The following is an 18,627-nucleotide window of genomic DNA, read 5'->3' on the forward strand; positions in this document are numbered from 1 at the left end:
GATTTTTCGGAAATCCCGGAAACCAAGGAGGTTTTGATGGAAGACGGCACTGCGGAACGCATCCGCCCCCGGGATCGCATCCTGGAGACGGCACGGGATATGTTCCACAAGCATGGCATCAAGGGCGTCGGCGTCGACGCGATCACTGAGGCCGCCGGTACCAACAAGATGACGCTCTACCGTCATTTCGAGTCCAAGGACGATCTGGTCATCGAGTGCCTGCGGGCGACCGCATGCAGCGCCAACGCGATGTGGCAAAAGTTCGAGGCGGAGCATCCGGGCGACAAGCTTGCGCAACTGCATGCCTGGGTTCGGATGGCAGCCGATTGCCTGATGATGGACGGCCGCGGTTGCGACATGGCCAACGCCGCCATCGAGTTGAGCGAGACCGACCATCCGGCCCGTCGGGTAATCAAGGAACTCAAGCAGGCTCAGCGCGACCGCCTCGTCGGCCTGTGTCGGGATGCCGGCATCGGCCAGGCAGAGCTTCTCGCCGATACATTGTCGCTGCTGCTTGAAGGCGCCCGTGTCAGCCTGCAAAGCGTCGGAGCCGAAGGCCCCAGCGCGCAGTTTGTCCGCATGGCGGAAGGCCTGATCACCTCGTTCAAGGCCAGATAGTCTCGCAAGCGGCGAAACGATCGGTGGCGTGTTCATTGCAAGCCGCGCCGCGAGTGCTCTTTTGCCTTGGCATGTGCTGTCATCTCACGTCTCCGTTGCCGGTCTGTCGCCGCGCTCTTGCGCGCGGCGGTCGCTGCTGGTTGTGAGCAGGCTAGGCCCGATAGCGAATTGGTGAGAGTGACAAGTGTGGCGGGATTCCAATGGGGCTGCGGCGCTGCCCGAATCAGCCGTTGGCGATTGCCGCCGCCTTGCCCGACACCGCAGAACAAAAAAAGCCCGCTGCCGGGAGGAGGTGGCAGCGGGCTCGATTTCGAATACGACGCGGGAGGAGGTGCGCCGCACTCAGCGTCGGCATCGCATCTGGGAGGAGTAGATGGCCGACACCTGCGAAACTAGCGATTGCCCAATGATTCGGCAATAGCAAAAGATGCATAGCAGATGTGCAGATTCGCGCTATCAACCGAATATTAACCATCGCCGCGACCAACCGTGGCGCTTGCGTGGCATCACTGGACCGGAACGTTCTCCTTGAAGATCAGGCGCGGTTCGATGAATTTCCGCGTCAGATAGGGCGCCGAGGAAGCGATCGAGCCGAGCAGGCGAATGACCGATTGCTCGGCGATCAGCCGTGCATTCTGGTCGATGACGACATCGAGCAGATCGTCGACGAGATAGCCGCGTGTCGCTCTTGTCAGGTCGTGGCAGATGAACACCGGCTTCCTTTGCGGCTTGGCTTCCAGCAGCGCTTTCGCCACGCCCGAGCGTCCGGCGCCGACGCAATAGATGCCGAGCAGTTCCGGCTCGTTGTGCAGCGCCTTCATCGTCGCCGTGTAGCTGATATCAGGCTCGTCGTTGATCTCGACGGCGCTGGCCACGGTCAAATTGCGGAACTCCTCGCCGAGCACCGAGCGAAAGCCCATTTCGCGTTCTTCATGCCCGCGATAGGAGCGTGAGCCGACGATCATCGCCAGATGGCCCGTGCGACCGCCCAGGAAACGTCCCATCAAAAGGGCTGCGGTGCGCCCGGCGATACGGTTGTCGATGCCGACATAGGCCGATCGCGGCGCGCCCGGAACGTCCGACACCAGCGTGACCAGGCGGATGCCGGCTTCGACGATCTCGCGCAGGATGTTGCGCGTTCTCGGGTGATCGATGGCGATGACGCCGACGCCGTTCGCCCTAAGCGAGAGGTTTTCGACCGCCGCCTGCAACGCGCTCGGCGAGATGCCGGCGAGCTTGTGGATCCGACAGGAGGCGACAAGTGGCAAGCGTGCGGCATAGTCCTCGATATGATTTGCCAGATCCATCATGAAGGCGTTCGAGCCGATCGGCAGGAAGAACTCGAGATGCGCCGGCCGCGAGGGCAGCGTGACCTGATCCACGACCGGCAAATAGCCAAGCTGCTTGGCCGCCTCCATCACCCGCTGCCGGTTGGCGGCGCTGGCGCCCGGCCGGTTGTTCAGCACCCGGTCAACCGTCGCGGTCGATAGCCCGCAGCTTCTGGCGATGTCCGCAACGGTGGCTTTCATAGTCGCAGTCATAGGAGCCGATGTGATCCTGTACCAGAGATACGGCCAACCCGGCTTCCAATTGGCCACTCAGCCTTGTGGTTGCTTCCCCTGCACGATGGCGTCACGGATCTCCTTGTCGGACATGCCGGTGATGATCCGTTCGACTTCCGCGACGTTGGTGTTCTTCGGATCGATATCGTCGGCAACCACCTTGCCGCGGCGCATGACGACGATGCGGTCGACCACCTGGAAGACGTGGTGGATGTTGTGGGCGATGAAGATGCAGGAATGGCCCGAATCGCGGGCGCTGCGCACGAAGCTCAGCACACCTTGCGTCTCGGCGACGCCGAGATTGTTGGTTGGCTCGTCGAGGATGATGAGGTCGCTGTCGAAATGCATGGCGCGCGCGATCGCCACGGCCTGCCGCTCGCCGCCGGAGAGCGAGCCGATTGGTGTGGTCGGCGGGATGTCCTTCGAGATGCCGACCTGCTTGAGCAGGTTCCGGGCGACCACGTTCATCGCCTCCTGGTCCATACGGTTGAGGAAACGCGGCGGCTTGATCGGCTCGCGCCCGAGGAACAGGTTGCGCGCGATCGACAATTGCGTGACCAGTGCGGAGTCCTGGTAGATCGTCTCGATGCCGTGGGCGATGGCGTCGCTGGTGCTGCGCAAGTCCACCTTCTTGCCGCGGATGAAGATGTCGCCGCTGGTCAGCGGGACCGCACCCGACAAGACCTTGATCAGCGTCGACTTGCCGGCGCCATTGTCGCCGAGCAGACCGACGATCTCCCTTTCGTTGACATGGAAATTGGCGTCCACCAGCGCTTGCACGCGCCCGTAGGACTTGCGGATGTTTTCCATGCGGACAAGCGGCTCAGCCATGGTTCAAGTCCCCGCCTGATGCCGGCGTTCCAGCCATGAATGGAGCGCCATCATGCCGAGGATGATCGCGCCGATGAAGATGTTGTAGGCAAGCCCAGGCACGCCGATCAGCACGATGCCGTTGCGCATCACGCGCAGGATCAGGATGCCGAGCACGGTACCGATGATGGTGCCACGTCCGCCGGTCAGCGCCGTGCCGCCGATCACCACCATGGCGATGACTTCGAGCTCGTAGCCGGTGCCGCTGTTCGGATTGGCCGCCGAGGTGCGCAGCGAGCTGATGACGCCGGCAAGCGAAGCCATGATCGACGACAGGATGAACAGGCCGATCTTGACGCCGCTGACATTGACGCCGCGCGCCCTTGCCGCATTGGGGTTGCCGCCGGCCGCCTGGATCCAGTTGCCGGTGCGGCTCTGCGTCAGCACGTAGCCAAGTGCGATCGCGGCTGCGATGAACCAGAACAGCGACATGTAGATGCGGAACGGCCCGATGAAGAAATCACCGACCAGCGCCTCGGCGAGCCAGCTGCCTTCGGCGCTCCAGGTGCGCTGCGGAAATCCGCTGGTGACGAACAGAGCGGTGCCGCGCACCACCAGCAGCATGCCGAGCGTCACCAGGAAGGATGGAATCTTGAGTTGCGTCACGAACCAGCCATTGACCAGCCCGATGAAGGCGGCAACCAGCAAGGCCAACACGAAGCCGGCCTCCAGCGAGGTGAGGCCGCTGTTGAAGAGCGTCCACATCAAGACGGGCGAGAAGCCGAACAGCGATCCGACCGAGAGGTCGAATTCGCCTGAAGTCATCAACAGCGTCATCGCCAGCGCGATCAGGCCGAGCTCGACCGTGAAGGCCAGTATGTTGCTGATGTTCTGCGGTGACAGGAAATCGTGGTTGAACCCCCAGAACACCGCGAGCTCGACCACAAGCAGCACGAAGGGCCCGAATTCCGGCCTGGCGATCGAGCGTTGGATGATGGAACTGTTTTCCACGTTGGACCCGCGACATGGTTGGAACTGGCCAAGCCCGATACCGCATGAGGCGGTTCGAGGCTCAGCGGGATGATGGGGATGATCGCTGCGGCAAGCGCCGCCGCGACCATCCCGATCGCGGTTTTATTTGCCGGACAGGATGTCGTCGTAGACCTGCGCGGTGTCCTTTTCGTAGAGCGCGCCGGTGATCACGTCGAAGCCGGGCGGAATGCCGCTGGCGGCCATGTTGGCGATCGAAAGCGCCACATAGCTGGTCGCCTGCGGATCCTGCCATTGTGCGGCATTGACGTAGCCGGTCAGCACCTCCTGGGTGGTGTCGAGCGAGTTGCCCCAGCCGACGACCGGGATTTCGCCCGGCTTGATGCCGGCCTGGTCGAACACCCGCTTGATCGAGCCGGTCACCAGATCGCCGAGGCCAATGATCGCCTTGACCTTGGCCCTGTTGGCGGTGAGATAATCGACCATGCGGTTGATTGCTTCGGCCTGGTCGAGCGTGGCCTCGGTGATTTCATAGGTGATGCCGAGCGGCTCGAAGACGCTCTTGATGCCCTCTTCTTCCTGGACGCCATAGGTGGCGCCGGGGATTTCAACCGGCATCCAGACAAAATCGCCCTTCTTCACCAAGCCCTTGTCGACCAGATACTGAGCCCAGTTCTTGCCGAACGTGACGTTGTCGCCGCCGACATAGGCGTTGAAGTCCGCCTTCGGATCGGGCGTGTTGAAGTTGATGATCGGGATGTTTGCCGCTCGTGCCTCCTTGACGAGCTCGATAAGGCTGCCCGGGTCAGGGCTGGTGGTGGTGATGCCGTCGGCCTTTGCCGCGATGGCGGCGCGAACAGCCTCCTGCTGGGACGACACGTCGCCATTGTGGAACGAGGTGTTGACGGTGTTGCCGGTGTCCGTCGCCCATTGCTTAGCGCCGGCGAGGAAGTAGGTCCAGACCGGGTCGGCCGGGCCGCCATGCGAAATCCAGTAGAAGGTCTTGGCCTGTGCCGCCGCCGGAATCGCCAGCGCCACGATCAAGCCGAATACAAATAGTCGTAGCCTCGTCAGCATTTGATTTCCTCCCATTTTGAAAACGTCCTCCAGCTCCGGCGACGATCACGGCAAGCCCTGACCGAATTCTTGCCAGCGGCGATCTGGATGCATCAGAGCATCCGCTTTTTCGATCAATGGCAAGCCTCCATTTGCCAGTGGTAGTCGGCGCACGACCACGCGCCATCAGCCATCCCATCAGATCGCATCAGTTTGGCTGATATCTTTTGCGGCAAGCGGTCTCGGCGCCGAAGACGAGGCGCAGGCGGGACGGAAGCTAAATCAGGTCGGCCCTGGCAAGGTCGCGCATCAGATGGCTGGCGCCGTAGGTCCAGTGGGGACAGTCGGGCGACAGCCGTACCCGGTTGATCAGGACGCCGAATTTCTCCGATGAGATGGTGACGATGTCGCCGACCTCGTGCGTGAAGCCCTTGCCCTTTTCGCCGCGGTCCTTCGACGGCACGAACATGGTGCCGAGATAGAGCGCCAGCCCGTCGGGGTACTGGTGATGCGGGCCCATGGCGGCGGCGACCAGTTCTTCGGGCGAGCGGCTGATCTCGGCCATCGAACTGGCGCCCTCCAGCGAGAAACCATCCTCGCCCTCGACCTTCAGCCGCACGGTGGCCTGCTTCACGTCACCAATGGAAAAGGTATCGTCGAACAGCCGGATGAACGGGCCGAGCGCGGCCGAAGCGTTGTTGTCCTTGGCCTTGCCGAGCAACAGCGCCGAGCGCCCTTCGACGTCGCGCAGATTGACGTCGTTGCCGAGCGTGGCACCGACGATTTTGCCGCTGCCAGCGGCGATCATGGCGATCTCCGGCTCCGGATTGTTCCAGGTGGAGACCGGATGCAGGCCGACATCGGCGCCGAAGCCGACCGACGCCATCGGCTGGCATTTGGTGAAGATTTCGGCGTCGGGGCCGATGCCCACTTCCAGATATTGCGACCAGGCGCCGCGCTGGATCAGCTTGGCCTTGATCTCCATCGCCTCCGGCGAGCCTGGCTTGAGCTTCGACAGATCGTGGCCGATCAGCCCGGCAATGTCGGCGCGAATGGCGTCTGCCTTCTCGGCCGAGCCGCGCGCCTGCTCCTCGATGACCCGTTCGAGCAGACTGACGACGAAGGTGACGCCCGATGCCTTGATCGCCTGCAGGTCGACCGGAGAGAGCAGGTATGGTTTTTGCGGATCGCGCGCGGCCTGGAAACTGTTGGCGGCGATTGCATCGAGCGATCCGATCGGTTCGCCCGCGGCGGCGTGGACGTAGCCTGCTGGATCCGGCATCTCGCAGACGTCGCGCACGGTTGGTGCCATGCTGGAGGTGATGTCGAAGACCGTGCCGCCGCGTACCGTGACCACCAGCGGATGCGATGCTTCGCTCGTCCGGGCGCGGCCGATGAAGAGGCCCTCGTCGGGCAGGAGGGTGGCGTTCGTCATGGCTTGCGGTCCTCTGCTATCTTGTTCTGCGTCGTCGCTGCGGACCGATGGTTCATCAAAAGCCTGGCCGCGGCGGCGGCACTTTCAACAAATTCCCGACAAAGGTCTATCCCGTTCCTCGCGGTCGAGCCCCTGCGCTGCATTTCGCAGTGGCGGACGCCTTCCTCTTCAATCCCCCCTGATGCCGAGATCAAAGGCTCTTTCAAAATCATGAAATCGTCACTAGGATTTTCATTTGACGAAGTACATTCAGGTGACTCTTGCCCCTACCGTTTTCCGATCCGATCTGGCGGAAGCCGCCGGCGGCCCCTGCGTTCCGGTCGCTTTTTCCCGGCCGCCAGCGTGCTGATGTCGTCATTGTCGGTGGCGGGATTCTCGGTCTGTCGACAGCCTTGCATGCAGCCCGGTTCGGCCTTGCCGTGCAGGTGCTGGAAGCCGGCGAAATCGGCCAAGGCGCATCGGGCCTGAATGGCGGTCAGGTCATCCCTGGCCTGAAATATGATCCGGAATGGCTGCTGGAGCATTTTGGCCTCGAACGCGGTGAGATCCTCGTCAATTTTGCCGCCTCAACGGCGGACGCCGTCTTCGAATTGATCCGCGACGAGAATCTGGCCGTGCCGTTCGTCCGCAACGGCTGGATCCAGGCAGCGCACACCGAGACGGCGCTGAAGGCGGCGGCGAACAGGGACCGGCAGTGGCGGAACCGTGGCGCCGATGTCCGGCTTCTGAGCCAGACCGAGATCGCCGCGTTGACTGGCGCGCAGGGCTATCTCGGTGGCTGGCTCGACCGCCGGGCCGGCGTGATTGATCCGCTTGCCTATACGTCGGAACTGGCACGGATCGCCTCGGCCGAGGGCGTGAAGATCGCCGAACACCAGAAGGTGATGCGCCTCGATTACAACCCCGGCATTTGGCGCATCTCGACGGAGGGCGGCGCCGAATTGCAGGCCAAAGCGGTCATTCTGGCGACGAACGCCTATACCGGCGACCTGCTTCCCGGTCTCGCCGAGACGATCGTTCCGCTGCACTCCTTCCAGATCGCGACAGCACCGCTGCCGCCCGATCTGGCGGCCGGGATTCTACCGGAACGGCAAGCAGTATCGGACTCACGTCGCATCCTCGTTTATTACCGCAAGAGTGCCGACGGGCGGCTGGTGCTCGGCGGGCGCGGCCGAATGGCGCTGCCGACCAGCGAAAGTGATTGGGCGCATCTCGAGCGCGCGCTGCTCCGGCTGTATCCGGCGCTATCCGGAGTCGCCATCGAAAAGCGCTGGTTTGGCGGGGTGGCGATGACGCCGGATCACCTCCCGCATATCCACCAGCCCCAGCAGGGCCTGATGGCCGTGGTCGGCTGCCAGGGCCGTGGCGTCGGCCTGATGACCGCGCTTGGCGAGCGCATTGCTGGCTATCTGGCGAGCGGCGACGCCAGGCAATTGCCGTTCCCGGTCTCGCCGATCCGGCCGATCCCATTCCACGTCTTTCGGCAGGTCGGCGTCGCCGCGACGATCGCCTGGTATCGTATGCTGGATGCATTCGAGCGCTGATTTTATGCCGATGCAGGAATCAGCTTGACAGTTTCACGATTCTGAAAAAGTCTTAAGTGATTTCAAATTTCGATGGGCAACCCCGATGTCGACCATCGTTGCAAGGCAGCCGCTGCCGGAGTCCCGGTTCTCGACGGGTTTCCGGTTGGCCATGCTGCTGCCGGGCGGGCTGGTCACCTTCTTCCTGATCCTGTTTGCCCTCGGCCTCGTGGTTTTCCTCGCCCTTCGCGGCAATGACGGTTCGCTGCTGGGCTACGGCTTCACTTTTGCGAATTTCATCACCGTGGCATCCGACCCGCTGTACTGGACGGTAACGCTGCGCTCGCTGGCCATTGCCGGCCTGGTGACGCTGGCGACGGTCGTCACCGCCTATCCCGTCGCCTACTACCTTGCCTTCCATGCCGGACGGCGGCGCGGGCTGCTGCTGTTTCTGGTGACGCTGCCGTTCTGGACCAGCTATCTCTTGCGCGTTTTCGCCTGGAAGATCGTGCTTGCCTACAATGGCGTGCTGAACTCGGCGCTCGTCGAAAGCGGCATCTGGTCCGAACCGACACTGGCGTTTCTCAACACGCCGGCCGCCGTCGTCGTCACGCTGGCTCACGCCTATGCGCCGTTCGCCATCCTGCCTATCTATGTGGCGCTGGACACGATCCCGAAATCGCTGCTCGAAGCTGCTTCCGATCTCGGCGCCAGACCGTTCACCAGCTTTCGCCGCGTCGTGCTGCCGAATTCGATGCCGGGCGTGCTGGCGGCGGCTCTCGTCGTCTTCGTGCCGACGGTTGGCGATTATGTCACCCCCGCGCTGGTCGGCGGCCCTGCCAGCACCATGATCGGCTCGCTGATCCAGGCCCAGTTCGGCAAGGCAAATGACTGGCCGTTCGGCGCAGCACTCGCCGTTGCCGTCATGCTGGTCATCCTTGCCGTGGTGCTGGTCGTGCGTTCCGCCGACCGCAGGTTTGGCAGCCGGACATGAGCGCCGCGCGCATAGACGCAAAGCAAGGTGGCCGCTGGCTCGGCGCCTACGTGCTTGTCTATCTGGTATTCCTCTATTTGCCGATCTCGCTGATCCCGCTGTTTTCCTTCAACGATTCGATCCAGGCGGCGTTTCCGCTGCAAGGCTTCACGTTTGAATGGTACACGACGCTGTCCGGCAATTCGGCGCTGTCCGGCGCCCTTGCCAACAGCCTCGTCATCGGTGCAATTGCCGCCACCGGTGCCACGCTCTGCGGCATCACCGTGTCCTACATGGATCTCTTCGGCCGTTCGCCGCTTGCCTTCACGATCAGCGCCATCGCGCGGCTGCCGATCCTGATCCCCGGCGTCATCGTCGGCATCTCTCTGCTGATCCTGGTCAACCTCATTGGCTTCGGGCCGTCACGCACCGCCATCGTGCTCGGCCACATATTGGTGGCGCTGCCGACGACGGTGGTGATCATGAAAAGCCGCTTCGCCGCTATACCCAAGACCATCCACGAGGCGGCACTCGATCTCGGCGCCTCCGACTGGACGACATTCAGGCGGGTCATGCTGCCGCTCAGCCTGCCCGCCATTGTATCAGCGTTCATGCTGGCCTTCCTGACCTCATTCGACGAGTTCATCGTCGCCTTCTTCCTCGCCGGCACCGAACCGACCTTGCCGCTTTATATCTGGAGCCAGCTGCGTTTCCCGAAATCGCTGCCGACCGTCATGGCGCTGGGCACGGCCATCCTGGCCGTGTCCTTCGTCATCGCGGCAATTGCCGAAATCCTGCGCCATCGCGGGCTCGCCGCCGCTCAGCGGCCAATGCCCGCCAACCTGTCCAAACCAGAAGAAACCGAAAGAGGAGAACTGCAATGGCATTCGACCTGAAATCGATAAATCGCAAGACAGTCCAAGCCGGATTGGCAGCCTTCGCGCTGGCGCTTTCGTCGAACGTCGCGCTTGCGGCCGACAAGCTGCAATATTTCACTTGGTCGGGCTACGAACTTCCCGACTTCAACAAGAGCTTCCTCGCCGCACACCCCGATGGCGTCGAGGCCTCGATGTTCGGCGACGACGATGACGCCTTCACCAAGGTCAAGGCCGGTTTCCGTCCTGACGTCGCGCATCCCTGCTACGACAAGGTGGCGCGGTGGAACAAGGAAGGCCTGCTGCAGCCAATCGACACCAAGCGCATCAAGAACTGGGATTCGATCTTTCCGGTTTTCAAAAACCTGCCCGACCTGCAGGCCGGCGACGGCAAAGTCTGGATGGTGCCGTGGGACTGGGGCAACACCTCGATCCTTTACCGCACTGATCTGGTGAAGAACCCGGAGCCGAGCTGGAACCTTTTGTGGGACAAGCAATATGCCGGGCGCATGGCGACGATCGATGCCGTCCACGACACGCCGGTGGTGGCGGCGCTTCTCGCCGGTGTCAATCCGTTCGACATGACGCCGGAACAGATGGAAAAGGTGGCTGAAAAACTGCGCGAGCAGCGCCCGCTGCTCTCCAACTACACCACCGACATGACCTCGGTCGAACAGGCGCTGGCGAGTGGCCAGTTGGTTGCCGCCATGACCTGGAACGCGTCGGCCACCTCGCTGAAGAAGCAGGGCGTGCCGGTCGAGTTCATGAAGCCTAGGGAAGGCATGCTGACCTGGTCGTGCGGCTTCGTCATGCTCAAGGACGCCAAGAATGTCGACCTCGCCTATGATTTCATCAACAGCCGGCTGGAGACGGATTCGGGAAAATACCTGATTCAGACCTATGGTTACGGCAGCTCAAACAGCTCGGCCTTTGCCGCGGTGCCGAAGGAAGAACTGGAAAAGCTGCAACTGCCGTCCGATCCGGAAGTGATGCTGAAGACTACCGTCTTCACCGGGCCGATGAAACAGAATGACGAACTCGCCAAGATGTTCGAGAAGGTCAAGGCAGGCGGCTGAGTTCGCTCTTCCTTCTCCCGTTGTGGGAGAAGGTGGATCGGCGCGTAGCGTCGAGACGGTAGAGGGGTGCTGGACAGAATGCGGGGTTTGCCAAGCTGGAACACCCCTCATCCGTCCGAGCGGAGCCTGTCCTCGGGCGTGCCGGAGGCAAGACCCGTGGGCTCGGCCACCTTCTCCCACAGGGGGAGAAGGGAAAGTGCTGGCGAACGAGGAAGTATGCATGGATGTACTGGACCAAGCGGCTGAAAAGCTGAAAGACGACGCCGATGTGCGGGTCGGCCGGCGCGTGCGGGCGCTCAGGCTGGAACGCAGTCTTTCGCTGGCGGAGCTCGCCGCCAAGGCCGGCGTTTCGATCGGGGCGCTCAGCCAGATCGAGCGCGGCTTGTCCTCGCTTCGCGTCAAGGTGATCTGGCCGCTCGCCGCCGCTCTCGACATCGAGCCGTCGGCGCTGATTGCTGACGGCAAAGATGCCGTCAGCGATCTCTATTGCGTGCGCGCCAACAGTCGGCGCCAGATCCCGGTGAAGTCGGAAGGCATCGCCAAGGCGCTGCTGTCGCCGCCGGCCGCTACGCTCACCGGCATGCTGGTGACGGTAGAAGCCGGTGGCGGCACCGTCGAAGCCTACGCCCATCCCGGCCACGAATTCGGTTTCGTCCTGTCGGGCGAGGTCGAACTCGTGATCGATTCAACCACCTACGGGCTGAAGACCGGCGACAGCTTCGCCTTCAAGAGCACCTTGCTGCATGCCTTCCGCAATCCGGGCGCCGAGCGCTGCCAGATCCTCTGGGTCAACACGACCAAGCCGTCCGAGGTTCGCGATGGCGCCTGATCCTCTCGTCCGGCTGGATGCGGTATCGAAGATTTTCCCCGGCGGCATCGTCGGTCTCGACGCCGTCGATCTCGACATCGCCCGCGGCGAGTTCCTGACCTTGCTCGGCCCATCTGGCTGCGGCAAGACCACTAGCCTGCGGGTGATCGCAGGATTCGAAAGCCCGTCGAGCGGACGGGTGCTGCTCGACAGCCGTGACATTACTTCGCTGCGGCCGTTCGACCGTCCCGTCAACACCGTGTTCCAGGACTATGCGCTGTTTCCGCACATGGACGTCGCCGAAAACGTCGGCTTCGGCCTGTCGCTGCGCAAGCTTTCCGGGGCAGAACAGGCAAAGCGCGTCGGCGAAGCGCTCGACATGGTCGGCCTTGCCGAGAAGCTCGGCGCCCGCGTGTCCGAATTGTCTGGCGGCCAGCGTCAGCGCGTCGCGCTTGCCCGTGCGATTGTCTGCGAACCACGTGTGCTGCTGCTCGACGAGCCGCTGTCGGCGCTCGATGCGCATCTGCGCGAACAGATGCAGGTCGAATTGAAGCGGCTGCAGTCGCGGCTCGGCACCACTTTCGTCATGGTCACCCACGACCAGACCGAGGCGCTGTCGATCTCCGACCGTATCGTCGTCATGAACAAGGGCCGCATCGAGCAGATTGCGCCGCCGGCCACGCTCTACGACCGGCCCGCCACCAAATTCGTCGCCAGTTTCATCGGCACGATGAACCTGCTGCAGTCGCGCTTTGTCGGCCGTGACGGCGATCGGTTGCGTTTCGCCGCCGGCGCCCTGCCGCTCGAAGCCACGTCGGAAACCGGCGAAGTGCCGGGAGAAGGCGCGGTGCGAACCATCGGAGTGCGTCCGGAGGATCTTTTGGCGGCGACCGAAGCAGCGACCGGCACCGCGCCGGTGCGGGTGAGCAGCATCGTCTTTCACGGCCGCACCTTGCGCCTGCACGCCGAATTGGGGCAGGGGATACCAGTGGTGATCGATGCGCCACGCCGGGCGGAAGGTTTTCAATTCCGCGTCGGCGACGTGGCGCATATCAGCCTGCGCCGCGGCGCTAACTGCCCTATGCTGCCCAGCTAATCCGACCCTCATCCTTTCCAGAAAACCGGAGCACTACCCATGAGCAATCACCTGAACTTCTTCATCGACGGCAAATGGGTCGCGCCGGTGGTGCCGGCGACGCTGGATGTGATCGATCCGTCCACCGAAGAGGCCTACACCAAAATCTCCGTCGGCTCGAAGGCCGATGTGGATCGCGCCGTGGCGGCGGCGAAGGCGGCCTTTCCGACCTTTTCGCAAACCAGCAAGGCCGAGCGCCTGAAGCTGCTGAAGCGCATCCTCGAAGTCTACAACGAGCGCTACGAGGACATCGCCCAGGCTGTCAGCCAGGAGATGGGCGCGCCGATTACCTGGGCGCGCGAGGCGCAGGCATGGGCGGGCAGGGCGCATATGGAGTCCACCATCAAGGCGCTGGAGGATTACGAATTCAGCGAGAAGCGCGGCGCCACCATGGTGGTCAAGGAGCCGATCGGCGTCTGCGCGCTGATCACACCGTGGAACTGGCCGCTCAACCAGATCGTCTGCAAGGTGGCGCCGGCGATCGCCGCCGGCTGCACGGTCGTGCTGAAGCCTTCCGAGATCGCGCCGATCAGCGGCATCGTCTTTTCGGAGGTGATGGAAGCGGCCGGCACGCCGAAGGGGGTCTACAACATGGTCAACGGCACCGGTCCGGATGTCGGACAGGTCATGGCCGGACATCCCGATGTCGACATGGTTTCCTTCACCGGCTCGACCCGGGCCGGCATCATCGTCGCCAAGACGGCGGCCGAGACGGTCAAGCGCGTGGCGCAGGAACTCGGCGGCAAATCGCCCAACATCGTGCTTGCCGATGCCGACTTCGAGAAGGCCGTGCGCAAGGGCGTCAACGCCTGTTTCGGCAATAGCGGCCAGTCCTGCGATGCGCCGACGCGCATGCTGGTGCCGGCTGCCCGCCACGATGAGGCGCTGGCGATCGCCAAGAAGGCGGCCGAGGCGCACAAGGTCGGCGATCCGCGCTCGGAAGACACCAGGCTCGGGCCGGTGGTCAGCAACATCCAGTTCGACAAGATCCAGCGGCTGATCGAGGCCGGCATCGCCGAGGGTGCAACGCTGGTCGCCGGCGGTCCCGGCCGGCCGGAGCATCTTAATCGCGGTTATTACGTGCGGCCGACCGTCTTCGGCCACGTCACGCCGGGCATGACCATCGAGCGGGAAGAAATTTTTGGGCCGGTGCTTTCGGTCATCTCCTATGATGACGACGATGACGCGGTGAAAATCGCCAACGACACCGTCTATGGCCTCGCCGCCTACGTGCAATCAGGGGATATCGACCACGCGCGAAAAGTCGCCGGCCGGCTGCGCGCCGGGCAGGTCTCGATCAACTATCCGGAGTGGGACACCTTCGCGCCGTTCGGCGGCTACAAGCAATCCGGCAACGGCCGCGAATACGCCGACTGGGCGATCCACGATTTCCTCGAGATCAAGGGCATCATCGGCTACGGCGCCTAGCCCATGACACCGAACAGCGCCGCGCGTCTAAGAAGCACGCGCGCTGTAACGGGCTGACCAAGCTATTCGGCGGCTTCGCGGACAGGGATCAGGCGCCGCTCGACCTGCTGGAGATGCAGGCGCATCGCTGCCGCCGCGCCGCCGAGGTCACGCTCGGCGATCGCCTCGACGATCCGTTCATGGTCGGCGAAGCTGTGATGGTCTGCCGGAGGGCGGGCGCCTTCTGAACGGAGACGTCCCCAGACCACGGTGCGGCGCACGGCGTTCAGCACGTCGAACAGGCCGAGCAGCACATTGTTGCGGCTCGCCTGCGCAATCTGCCGGTGGAGCAGATTGTCGACATTCTCATATTGCCGCCACGTGACGGCCTCCCGCGTCTGCACCAGCGATTGCCGCATCGCGGCGATATCCGAAAGCGTGGCGTGCAGCGCCGCTTCGCGCGCAATTTCGGGCTCGAGGATGAGGCGCGCGCGCATCACGTCGGCCGGATTGGTGCGCCCGGCGATTTCCGAGATGCCGATCGTCTCCTCGACCGGCCCGCTGCCGGCGAAGGTGCCCCTGCCGACGTGACGCCAGATGCGGCCGTCCTTCTCGAGTACCGCCAGCGCCTTGCGCAGATCGCCGCGCGATACGCCGAGGCTCTCCGACAGTTCCCGCTCGGCAGGCAGCCGCGTCTCACCGGCATGATCCATCTGGGCAAGATAGGCCTGCAGCTGAACCAGGGCGGCGTGGCCGCCATTACCGGGATCGTCCATCAATTTAACCAATCCGCATATGATTTTCCTCTGCCGGTGTTAAAACGATTAGTGGAAACCGTCAACTGCCGAGTTTTCCTGGGCACACCCGTTCGATACGGTGCAGTTTCTCCTTGACCAATCCATCCCGTAGTCTTAACCAATCACGGAAATGGTTACAAAAAACGGGAGGAATGACAATGGCCGGCGTGTCCAGACGTACCATCCTTGCCACCGCTTTCGCCGCGGTCCTGGCATGTGCAGCGCCCTTGTCGGCCGCAAATGCGGGCGACATGCGCATCGCATTCGGCGACCTTCCGGGCATCGAATCCATCCAGACGCTCGCCGCGATAGAGCGGGCCAAGGAGCGCGGCGTGAATGTCGAGCTCATTGTTCTCAATGACGAGGATCTGGCTGCCCAGGCCATTGTCGGCGGCCAGGCCGATGTCGGCATCGGCGCGCCCTATACCTTGATCCAGAAGGTCGGCGTGCCGATCCGCATTTTCGCGCAGATATCGACGCTGCGCTTCTTTCCCGTCGTCAACAGCGAATTCTACAAGGAATGGAAGGATCTCGACGGGCAGGAGGTCGCCGTGCAGGCGCGCGGCTCCGGCACCGAAGCGGTCATGCTGCTGATGGCGAAAAACCACGGCATCAAGCTCGGCAACATCAGCTATGTCCCGGGTTCCGAGGTTCGCCGCAATGCGCTGCTCCAAGGGACCATCAAGGCGTCGATCGTCGATGCCGCCAACAGGCGCGCGCTCGAGGCCGAAGCCCCCGGCAAGTTCATCGTTCTGCCGGTCGAGGATCTCGGCGCCTCGGACGAAGCGCTTTTCGCGACCGCGGACTATCTGAAGAACAACGCCGCCGACGTCGACATCCTGGTCGAAGAACTGATGAAGACCGCGCGCGAGATCACCGCGAACCCGGCGGTCGCCGTCGAGCTTCGCAACAAATACAAACTGCTGCCGGATCTCGGCGCTGAAGCCGACAGCGAAATCACCGAATACTACAAGGAAACCGCGGAAGCCGGCAGTCTTGCGCTGAACGGGGGCGGAGCCGATGCGGCCAAGGACGACTTTGCCTTCTTCAGCCTTGCCGGCCAGATCGAAGGCGATCCCGCCAGCCTCAAGGTCGAGGACTTCTGGGATGTCTCCGCAATCGACCGCGCCGTCGCCAAGCTCGGCAAGAAATAGGCGGCCTGCCGGATGGCCGCAAGCATCAGAACCGACGGGGAGGCTGCCGGCCTCGCTCCTCTTTCCAATCGCAGCGCAACGGGCGCATCGTGGGACCAGCCGGTCCTGCTCAGGCTGGTGTCGATCGCCCTGTTCGCGGGAATCTGGGAGGTGGCCGGGCGTATTCCGGTCAGCTTCGCTTTCCCGACGTTTTCCGATACGGTCGTCGCGTTCTTCGGACTGCTCGCCGACGGCAGCCTGGCAACCGCCTATCTTTCGACGCTGCAGCCGCTGGTGCTTGGCGTTGTCCTGTCGGCGTTCCTTGGTGTCGGCCTCGGCACGATCTGTGGCCTGTGGCGCACCGGCGAATGGCTGGTGATCCCCGTGTTCATCGTGCTTCAGGCAGCACCGGTCGCCGCCTTCATTCCGATGGTCACCTTTGTCTATGGAATAGGCATGACCGCCAAGACGCTCGCCGTCATGATCCTGGCGCTGCCGGTCATCGTGCTCAACACCTACAAGGCCGTGCGCAACGTCAACGAGTCGCTGCTTGTCATGTGCCGATCCTTCCTCGGCACCCGCTGGCAGACCGTCGCCAAGATCATCCTTCCGGACGCCAGCCCGGTGATTTTTGCCGGGTTGCGCCTCGGCGTCGCTGCCGGCTTCGTCGGCGTGGTGCTCGCCGAACTGTTGATCACCCCGACCGGCATCGGCGACCTCATAACCTTCCACCGCTCGCGCGCCGACTACGCCGAGATGTACGCAACAATCGCCTCGATCATTGCGCTTTCCACCCTGACGCTCGTCTTTCTGCAGTGGGTGGAAGTCCGCGTTTTCAGGCCCGAGAGCAGAGGTGCTTAAGATGGGCGCGACCGCATTGCGAAATGGACCGTCGCCGGTTCCCGCACCGATCGATTCAATCGTGGAAGTGAGGGGAATCTCCAAGACCTACGGCAATGTCGAGGCGCTGCGCGGCATCGACCTCGACTTTCCCAGGGGCAAGCTGACCAGCCTTCTCGGACCCAGCGGTTGCGGAAAGACGACGCTGCTGAAGATCATAGCGGGGCTGATACGGGCCGATGGCGGCACCGTCGCGATCAACGGCAAGCACGTCACAGCACCCGGCCCCGAACGCGCTTTCGTATTCCAGGACTTTGCGCTGATGCCGTGGGCGACGGTGACACGCAACGTGGCCTTCGGACTGGAGTTGCGCGGCACCAACAAGGCCGAGCGCGAGGCGATCGCCCGACGCTACATCGCCGAGGTGGGTCTCGCCGGCTTCGAGGACAAATACCCGCACGAACTGTCGGGCGGCATGCGCCAGCGCGTCGGCCTGGCGCGCGCCTTGTCGGTCGATGCCGACGTCCTGTTGCTCGATGAACCGTTTTCGGCGGTCGACGAGCAGAACCGGCGGAAATTCCAGGAAGACCTGATCCGGCTGCGCACCAACCAGAACAAGACCTTCATCTTCGTGACGCACTCGATCGAGGAAGCGGTCTACATCTCCGACCGCATCGTCTTGCTGTCGCCGAGACCCGGCCGGGTTTCGCAGATCATCGAACCGGAAATCGATCGCTCCGGCGACCCCGAGCGCATCCATCGCGACAGGCACTATCTCGATACTGTCGAGGAGATCTGGCAGGGGCTGAAGCAGTATGTGGAGTGAGCGGCCGTGACCTTGTTTGGCTACCGTGTGCCAATGATGGCGTCCCTGCTGGTCTGGTGCGTCGTATGGGAAATCGTCGGCCGGCTCGACCTTGTCTTTCTGCTGCCGCCGTTTAGCGACGTGCTGGTTGCAGCGGTCAGCCTGGTGCAGACGCCGTCCTGGCAGAGCGCGACAGTCACGACCCTTCGCGCCTTCGCGACGGGCATGGCCCTGTCGATCGTTGTCGGCGTGCCATTGGGTATCCTGATGGGACGCGTCAAGATCGCCGACGACCTGCTCGGCATGTGGGTCAACATCTTTTCAAGCGCACCGCTCTCGGCGATCGTCCCGGTGCTGATGATCCTGTTCGGCTTCGGCGAGAAGACGATCGTTGCGGCGGTGTTCCTGTTTGCGATCTGGATCATCGTTCTCGACACCCGCGCCGGGGTCCGTCATATCTCGCCGTCGCTGATCGAGATGGCGCGTTCCTACGGCGCCTCGCGCCCGGCGCTCTATAGCAAGATCATCCTGTGGGCGGCCCTTCCGGAAATCCTTGCCGGCATTCGCCTCGGCCTCATCCGCGGCGTCAAGGGCGTCGTCATCGGCCAGTTGCTCGTCGCCATCGTCGGCTACGGTGCGCTGTTCGAAACCTTCTCGCGAAATTTCCGCATGGCCGAATTCTGGGCCTTGACCATCATCCTTTTTGCCTTCGCCCTGCTGATCGCCGAACTGATCGAACGGGCCGAAGCCAAGGTCGAATACTACGCAGGAGCAAGACAGTGAA

The 18,627-nt window shown here is 63.1% G+C and carries 18 protein-coding genes; 12 read left to right on the forward strand and 6 right to left on the reverse strand.

Annotation, left to right across the window (positions count from 1 at the left end):
- The first annotated feature begins 36 nt into the window (after window positions 1-36).
- On the forward strand, window positions 37-618 hold the full coding sequence (locus AC0L2B_RS26250; RefSeq protein WP_091596146.1) for a TetR/AcrR family transcriptional regulator: 582 nt from the start codon (window positions 37-39) through the stop codon (window positions 616-618).
- A 506-nt stretch (window positions 619-1,124) separates the two neighbouring features.
- On the opposite strand, the gene AC0L2B_RS26255 is transcribed toward AC0L2B_RS26250, so the two are convergent.
- The 5 genes from AC0L2B_RS26255 to AC0L2B_RS26275 form a co-directional block, all read right to left on the reverse strand.
- Window positions 1,125-2,147, reverse strand: coding sequence for a LacI family DNA-binding transcriptional regulator (locus AC0L2B_RS26255; protein ID WP_473747385.1), 1,023 nt, complete (start codon window positions 2,145-2,147; stop codon window positions 1,125-1,127).
- Between the two features lie 69 nt (window positions 2,148-2,216).
- Window positions 2,217-3,011 (reverse strand): ATP-binding cassette domain-containing protein, encoded by a 795-nt coding sequence (locus AC0L2B_RS26260; protein ID WP_287049588.1) that lies wholly within the window; start codon window positions 3,009-3,011, stop codon window positions 2,217-2,219.
- A 3-nt stretch (window positions 3,012-3,014) separates the two neighbouring features.
- Entirely contained in the window at window positions 3,015-4,001 is a 987-nt protein-coding gene (locus AC0L2B_RS26265; RefSeq protein WP_023799448.1) for an ABC transporter permease, read from the reverse strand.
- Between the two features lie 123 nt (window positions 4,002-4,124).
- Window positions 4,125-5,057 (reverse strand): substrate-binding domain-containing protein, encoded by a 933-nt coding sequence (locus AC0L2B_RS26270; RefSeq protein WP_027152256.1) that lies wholly within the window; start codon window positions 5,055-5,057, stop codon window positions 4,125-4,127.
- Window positions 5,058-5,313: 256 nt separating this feature from the next.
- Window positions 5,314-6,471, reverse strand: a complete 1,158-nt coding sequence (locus AC0L2B_RS26275; RefSeq protein ID WP_473747386.1) for a fumarylacetoacetate hydrolase family protein — start codon at window positions 6,469-6,471, stop codon at window positions 5,314-5,316.
- Window positions 6,472-6,731: 260 nt separating this feature from the next.
- Here AC0L2B_RS26275 and AC0L2B_RS26280 point away from each other — a divergent pair, with 260 nt between their 5' ends.
- The 7 genes from AC0L2B_RS26280 to AC0L2B_RS26310 all read left to right on the forward strand — a co-directional run bounded on the left by AC0L2B_RS26280 (window position 6,732) and on the right by AC0L2B_RS26310 (window position 14,289).
- Window positions 6,732-8,015 carry an NAD(P)/FAD-dependent oxidoreductase gene (locus AC0L2B_RS26280; RefSeq protein ID WP_473747387.1) on the forward strand — a complete coding sequence of 428 codons (1,284 nt, stop codon included), beginning with the start codon at window positions 6,732-6,734 and terminating at the stop codon, window positions 8,013-8,015.
- Between the two features lie 85 nt (window positions 8,016-8,100).
- Window positions 8,101-8,988, forward strand: coding sequence for an ABC transporter permease (locus tag AC0L2B_RS26285; protein WP_473747389.1), 888 nt, complete (start codon window positions 8,101-8,103; stop codon window positions 8,986-8,988).
- The gene (locus AC0L2B_RS26290; protein WP_473747390.1) at window positions 8,985-9,863 is read left to right on the forward strand and encodes an ABC transporter permease; all 879 of its coding nucleotides are present in this window, start codon (window positions 8,985-8,987) and stop codon (window positions 9,861-9,863) included. The genes AC0L2B_RS26285 and AC0L2B_RS26290 overlap by 4 nt, the downstream gene beginning before the upstream one ends.
- Window positions 9,848-10,918 (forward strand): ABC transporter substrate-binding protein, encoded by a 1,071-nt coding sequence (locus AC0L2B_RS26295; protein ID WP_473747391.1) that lies wholly within the window; start codon window positions 9,848-9,850, stop codon window positions 10,916-10,918. Before AC0L2B_RS26290 ends, AC0L2B_RS26295 begins: the two co-directional genes overlap by 16 nt.
- A gap of 220 nt (window positions 10,919-11,138) precedes the next feature.
- Entirely contained in the window at window positions 11,139-11,747 is a 609-nt protein-coding gene (locus AC0L2B_RS26300; RefSeq protein WP_473747392.1) for a cupin domain-containing protein, read from the forward strand.
- A complete protein-coding gene (locus AC0L2B_RS26305; protein ID WP_473747394.1) occupies window positions 11,737-12,822 on the forward strand; it encodes an ABC transporter ATP-binding protein in 1,086 nt (361 codons plus the stop codon). The genes AC0L2B_RS26300 and AC0L2B_RS26305 overlap by 11 nt, the downstream gene beginning before the upstream one ends.
- A 39-nt stretch (window positions 12,823-12,861) precedes the next feature.
- Window positions 12,862-14,289: an aldehyde dehydrogenase family protein gene (locus AC0L2B_RS26310; protein ID WP_473747395.1), complete on the forward strand. Its 1,428-nt coding sequence runs from the start codon at window positions 12,862-12,864 to the stop codon at window positions 14,287-14,289.
- Window positions 14,290-14,351: 62 nt separating this feature from the next.
- On the opposite strand, the gene AC0L2B_RS26315 is transcribed toward AC0L2B_RS26310, so the two are convergent.
- Window positions 14,352-15,044, reverse strand: coding sequence for a FadR/GntR family transcriptional regulator (locus AC0L2B_RS26315; RefSeq protein ID WP_473747396.1), 693 nt, complete (start codon window positions 15,042-15,044; stop codon window positions 14,352-14,354).
- Window positions 15,045-15,223: 179 nt separating this feature from the next.
- Here AC0L2B_RS26315 and AC0L2B_RS26320 point away from each other — a divergent pair, with 179 nt between their 5' ends.
- From AC0L2B_RS26320 to AC0L2B_RS26335, 4 genes are read left to right on the forward strand one after another with little or no spacing between them, the layout of a single operon-like run.
- Window positions 15,224-16,219, forward strand: coding sequence for an ABC transporter substrate-binding protein (locus tag AC0L2B_RS26320; RefSeq protein ID WP_473474898.1), 996 nt, complete (start codon window positions 15,224-15,226; stop codon window positions 16,217-16,219).
- Between the two features lie 12 nt (window positions 16,220-16,231).
- Window positions 16,232-17,059: an ABC transporter permease gene (locus tag AC0L2B_RS26325; protein WP_287072837.1), complete on the forward strand. Its 828-nt coding sequence runs from the start codon at window positions 16,232-16,234 to the stop codon at window positions 17,057-17,059.
- 1 nt (window position 17,060) lies between these two features.
- Window positions 17,061-17,864: an ABC transporter ATP-binding protein gene (locus tag AC0L2B_RS26330; protein ID WP_473747397.1), complete on the forward strand. Its 804-nt coding sequence runs from the start codon at window positions 17,061-17,063 to the stop codon at window positions 17,862-17,864.
- Window positions 17,865-17,870: 6 nt separating this feature from the next.
- Window positions 17,871-18,626 (forward strand): ABC transporter permease, encoded by a 756-nt coding sequence (locus tag AC0L2B_RS26335; RefSeq protein WP_128167733.1) that lies wholly within the window; start codon window positions 17,871-17,873, stop codon window positions 18,624-18,626.
- Window position 18,627 lies beyond the last annotated feature (1 nt).

It is taken from the genome of Mesorhizobium sp. WSM4815 (assembly GCF_055811575.1).

What these genes read in the sequence shown, in the direction of transcription:
- AC0L2B_RS26250 (WP_091596146.1), top strand. Translation starts at nt 37, where the DNA reads ATGGAAGACGGCACTGCGGAACGCATCCGCCCCCGGGATCGCATCCTG.
- AC0L2B_RS26255 (WP_473747385.1), bottom strand. Translation starts at nt 2,147, where the DNA reads ATGAAAGCCACCGTTGCGGACATCGCCAGAAGCTGCGGGCTATCGACC.
- AC0L2B_RS26260 (WP_287049588.1), bottom strand. Translation starts at nt 3,011, where the DNA reads ATGGCTGAGCCGCTTGTCCGCATGGAAAACATCCGCAAGTCCTACGGG.
- AC0L2B_RS26270 (WP_027152256.1), bottom strand. Translation starts at nt 5,057, where the DNA reads ATGCTGACGAGGCTACGACTATTTGTATTCGGCTTGATCGTGGCGCTG.
- AC0L2B_RS26275 (WP_473747386.1), bottom strand. Translation starts at nt 6,471, where the DNA reads ATGACGAACGCCACCCTCCTGCCCGACGAGGGCCTCTTCATCGGCCGC.
- AC0L2B_RS26285 (WP_473747389.1), top strand. Translation starts at nt 8,101, where the DNA reads ATGTCGACCATCGTTGCAAGGCAGCCGCTGCCGGAGTCCCGGTTCTCG.
- AC0L2B_RS26290 (WP_473747390.1), top strand. Translation starts at nt 8,985, where the DNA reads ATGAGCGCCGCGCGCATAGACGCAAAGCAAGGTGGCCGCTGGCTCGGC.
- AC0L2B_RS26295 (WP_473747391.1), top strand. Translation starts at nt 9,848, where the DNA reads ATGGCATTCGACCTGAAATCGATAAATCGCAAGACAGTCCAAGCCGGA.
- AC0L2B_RS26300 (WP_473747392.1), top strand. Translation starts at nt 11,139, where the DNA reads ATGGATGTACTGGACCAAGCGGCTGAAAAGCTGAAAGACGACGCCGAT.
- AC0L2B_RS26305 (WP_473747394.1), top strand. Translation starts at nt 11,737, where the DNA reads ATGGCGCCTGATCCTCTCGTCCGGCTGGATGCGGTATCGAAGATTTTC.
- AC0L2B_RS26310 (WP_473747395.1), top strand. Translation starts at nt 12,862, where the DNA reads ATGAGCAATCACCTGAACTTCTTCATCGACGGCAAATGGGTCGCGCCG.
- AC0L2B_RS26315 (WP_473747396.1), bottom strand. Translation starts at nt 15,044, where the DNA reads ATGGACGATCCCGGTAATGGCGGCCACGCCGCCCTGGTTCAGCTGCAG.
- AC0L2B_RS26320 (WP_473474898.1), top strand. Translation starts at nt 15,224, where the DNA reads ATGGCCGGCGTGTCCAGACGTACCATCCTTGCCACCGCTTTCGCCGCG.
- AC0L2B_RS26325 (WP_287072837.1), top strand. Translation starts at nt 16,232, where the DNA reads ATGGCCGCAAGCATCAGAACCGACGGGGAGGCTGCCGGCCTCGCTCCT.
- AC0L2B_RS26330 (WP_473747397.1), top strand. Translation starts at nt 17,061, where the DNA reads ATGGGCGCGACCGCATTGCGAAATGGACCGTCGCCGGTTCCCGCACCG.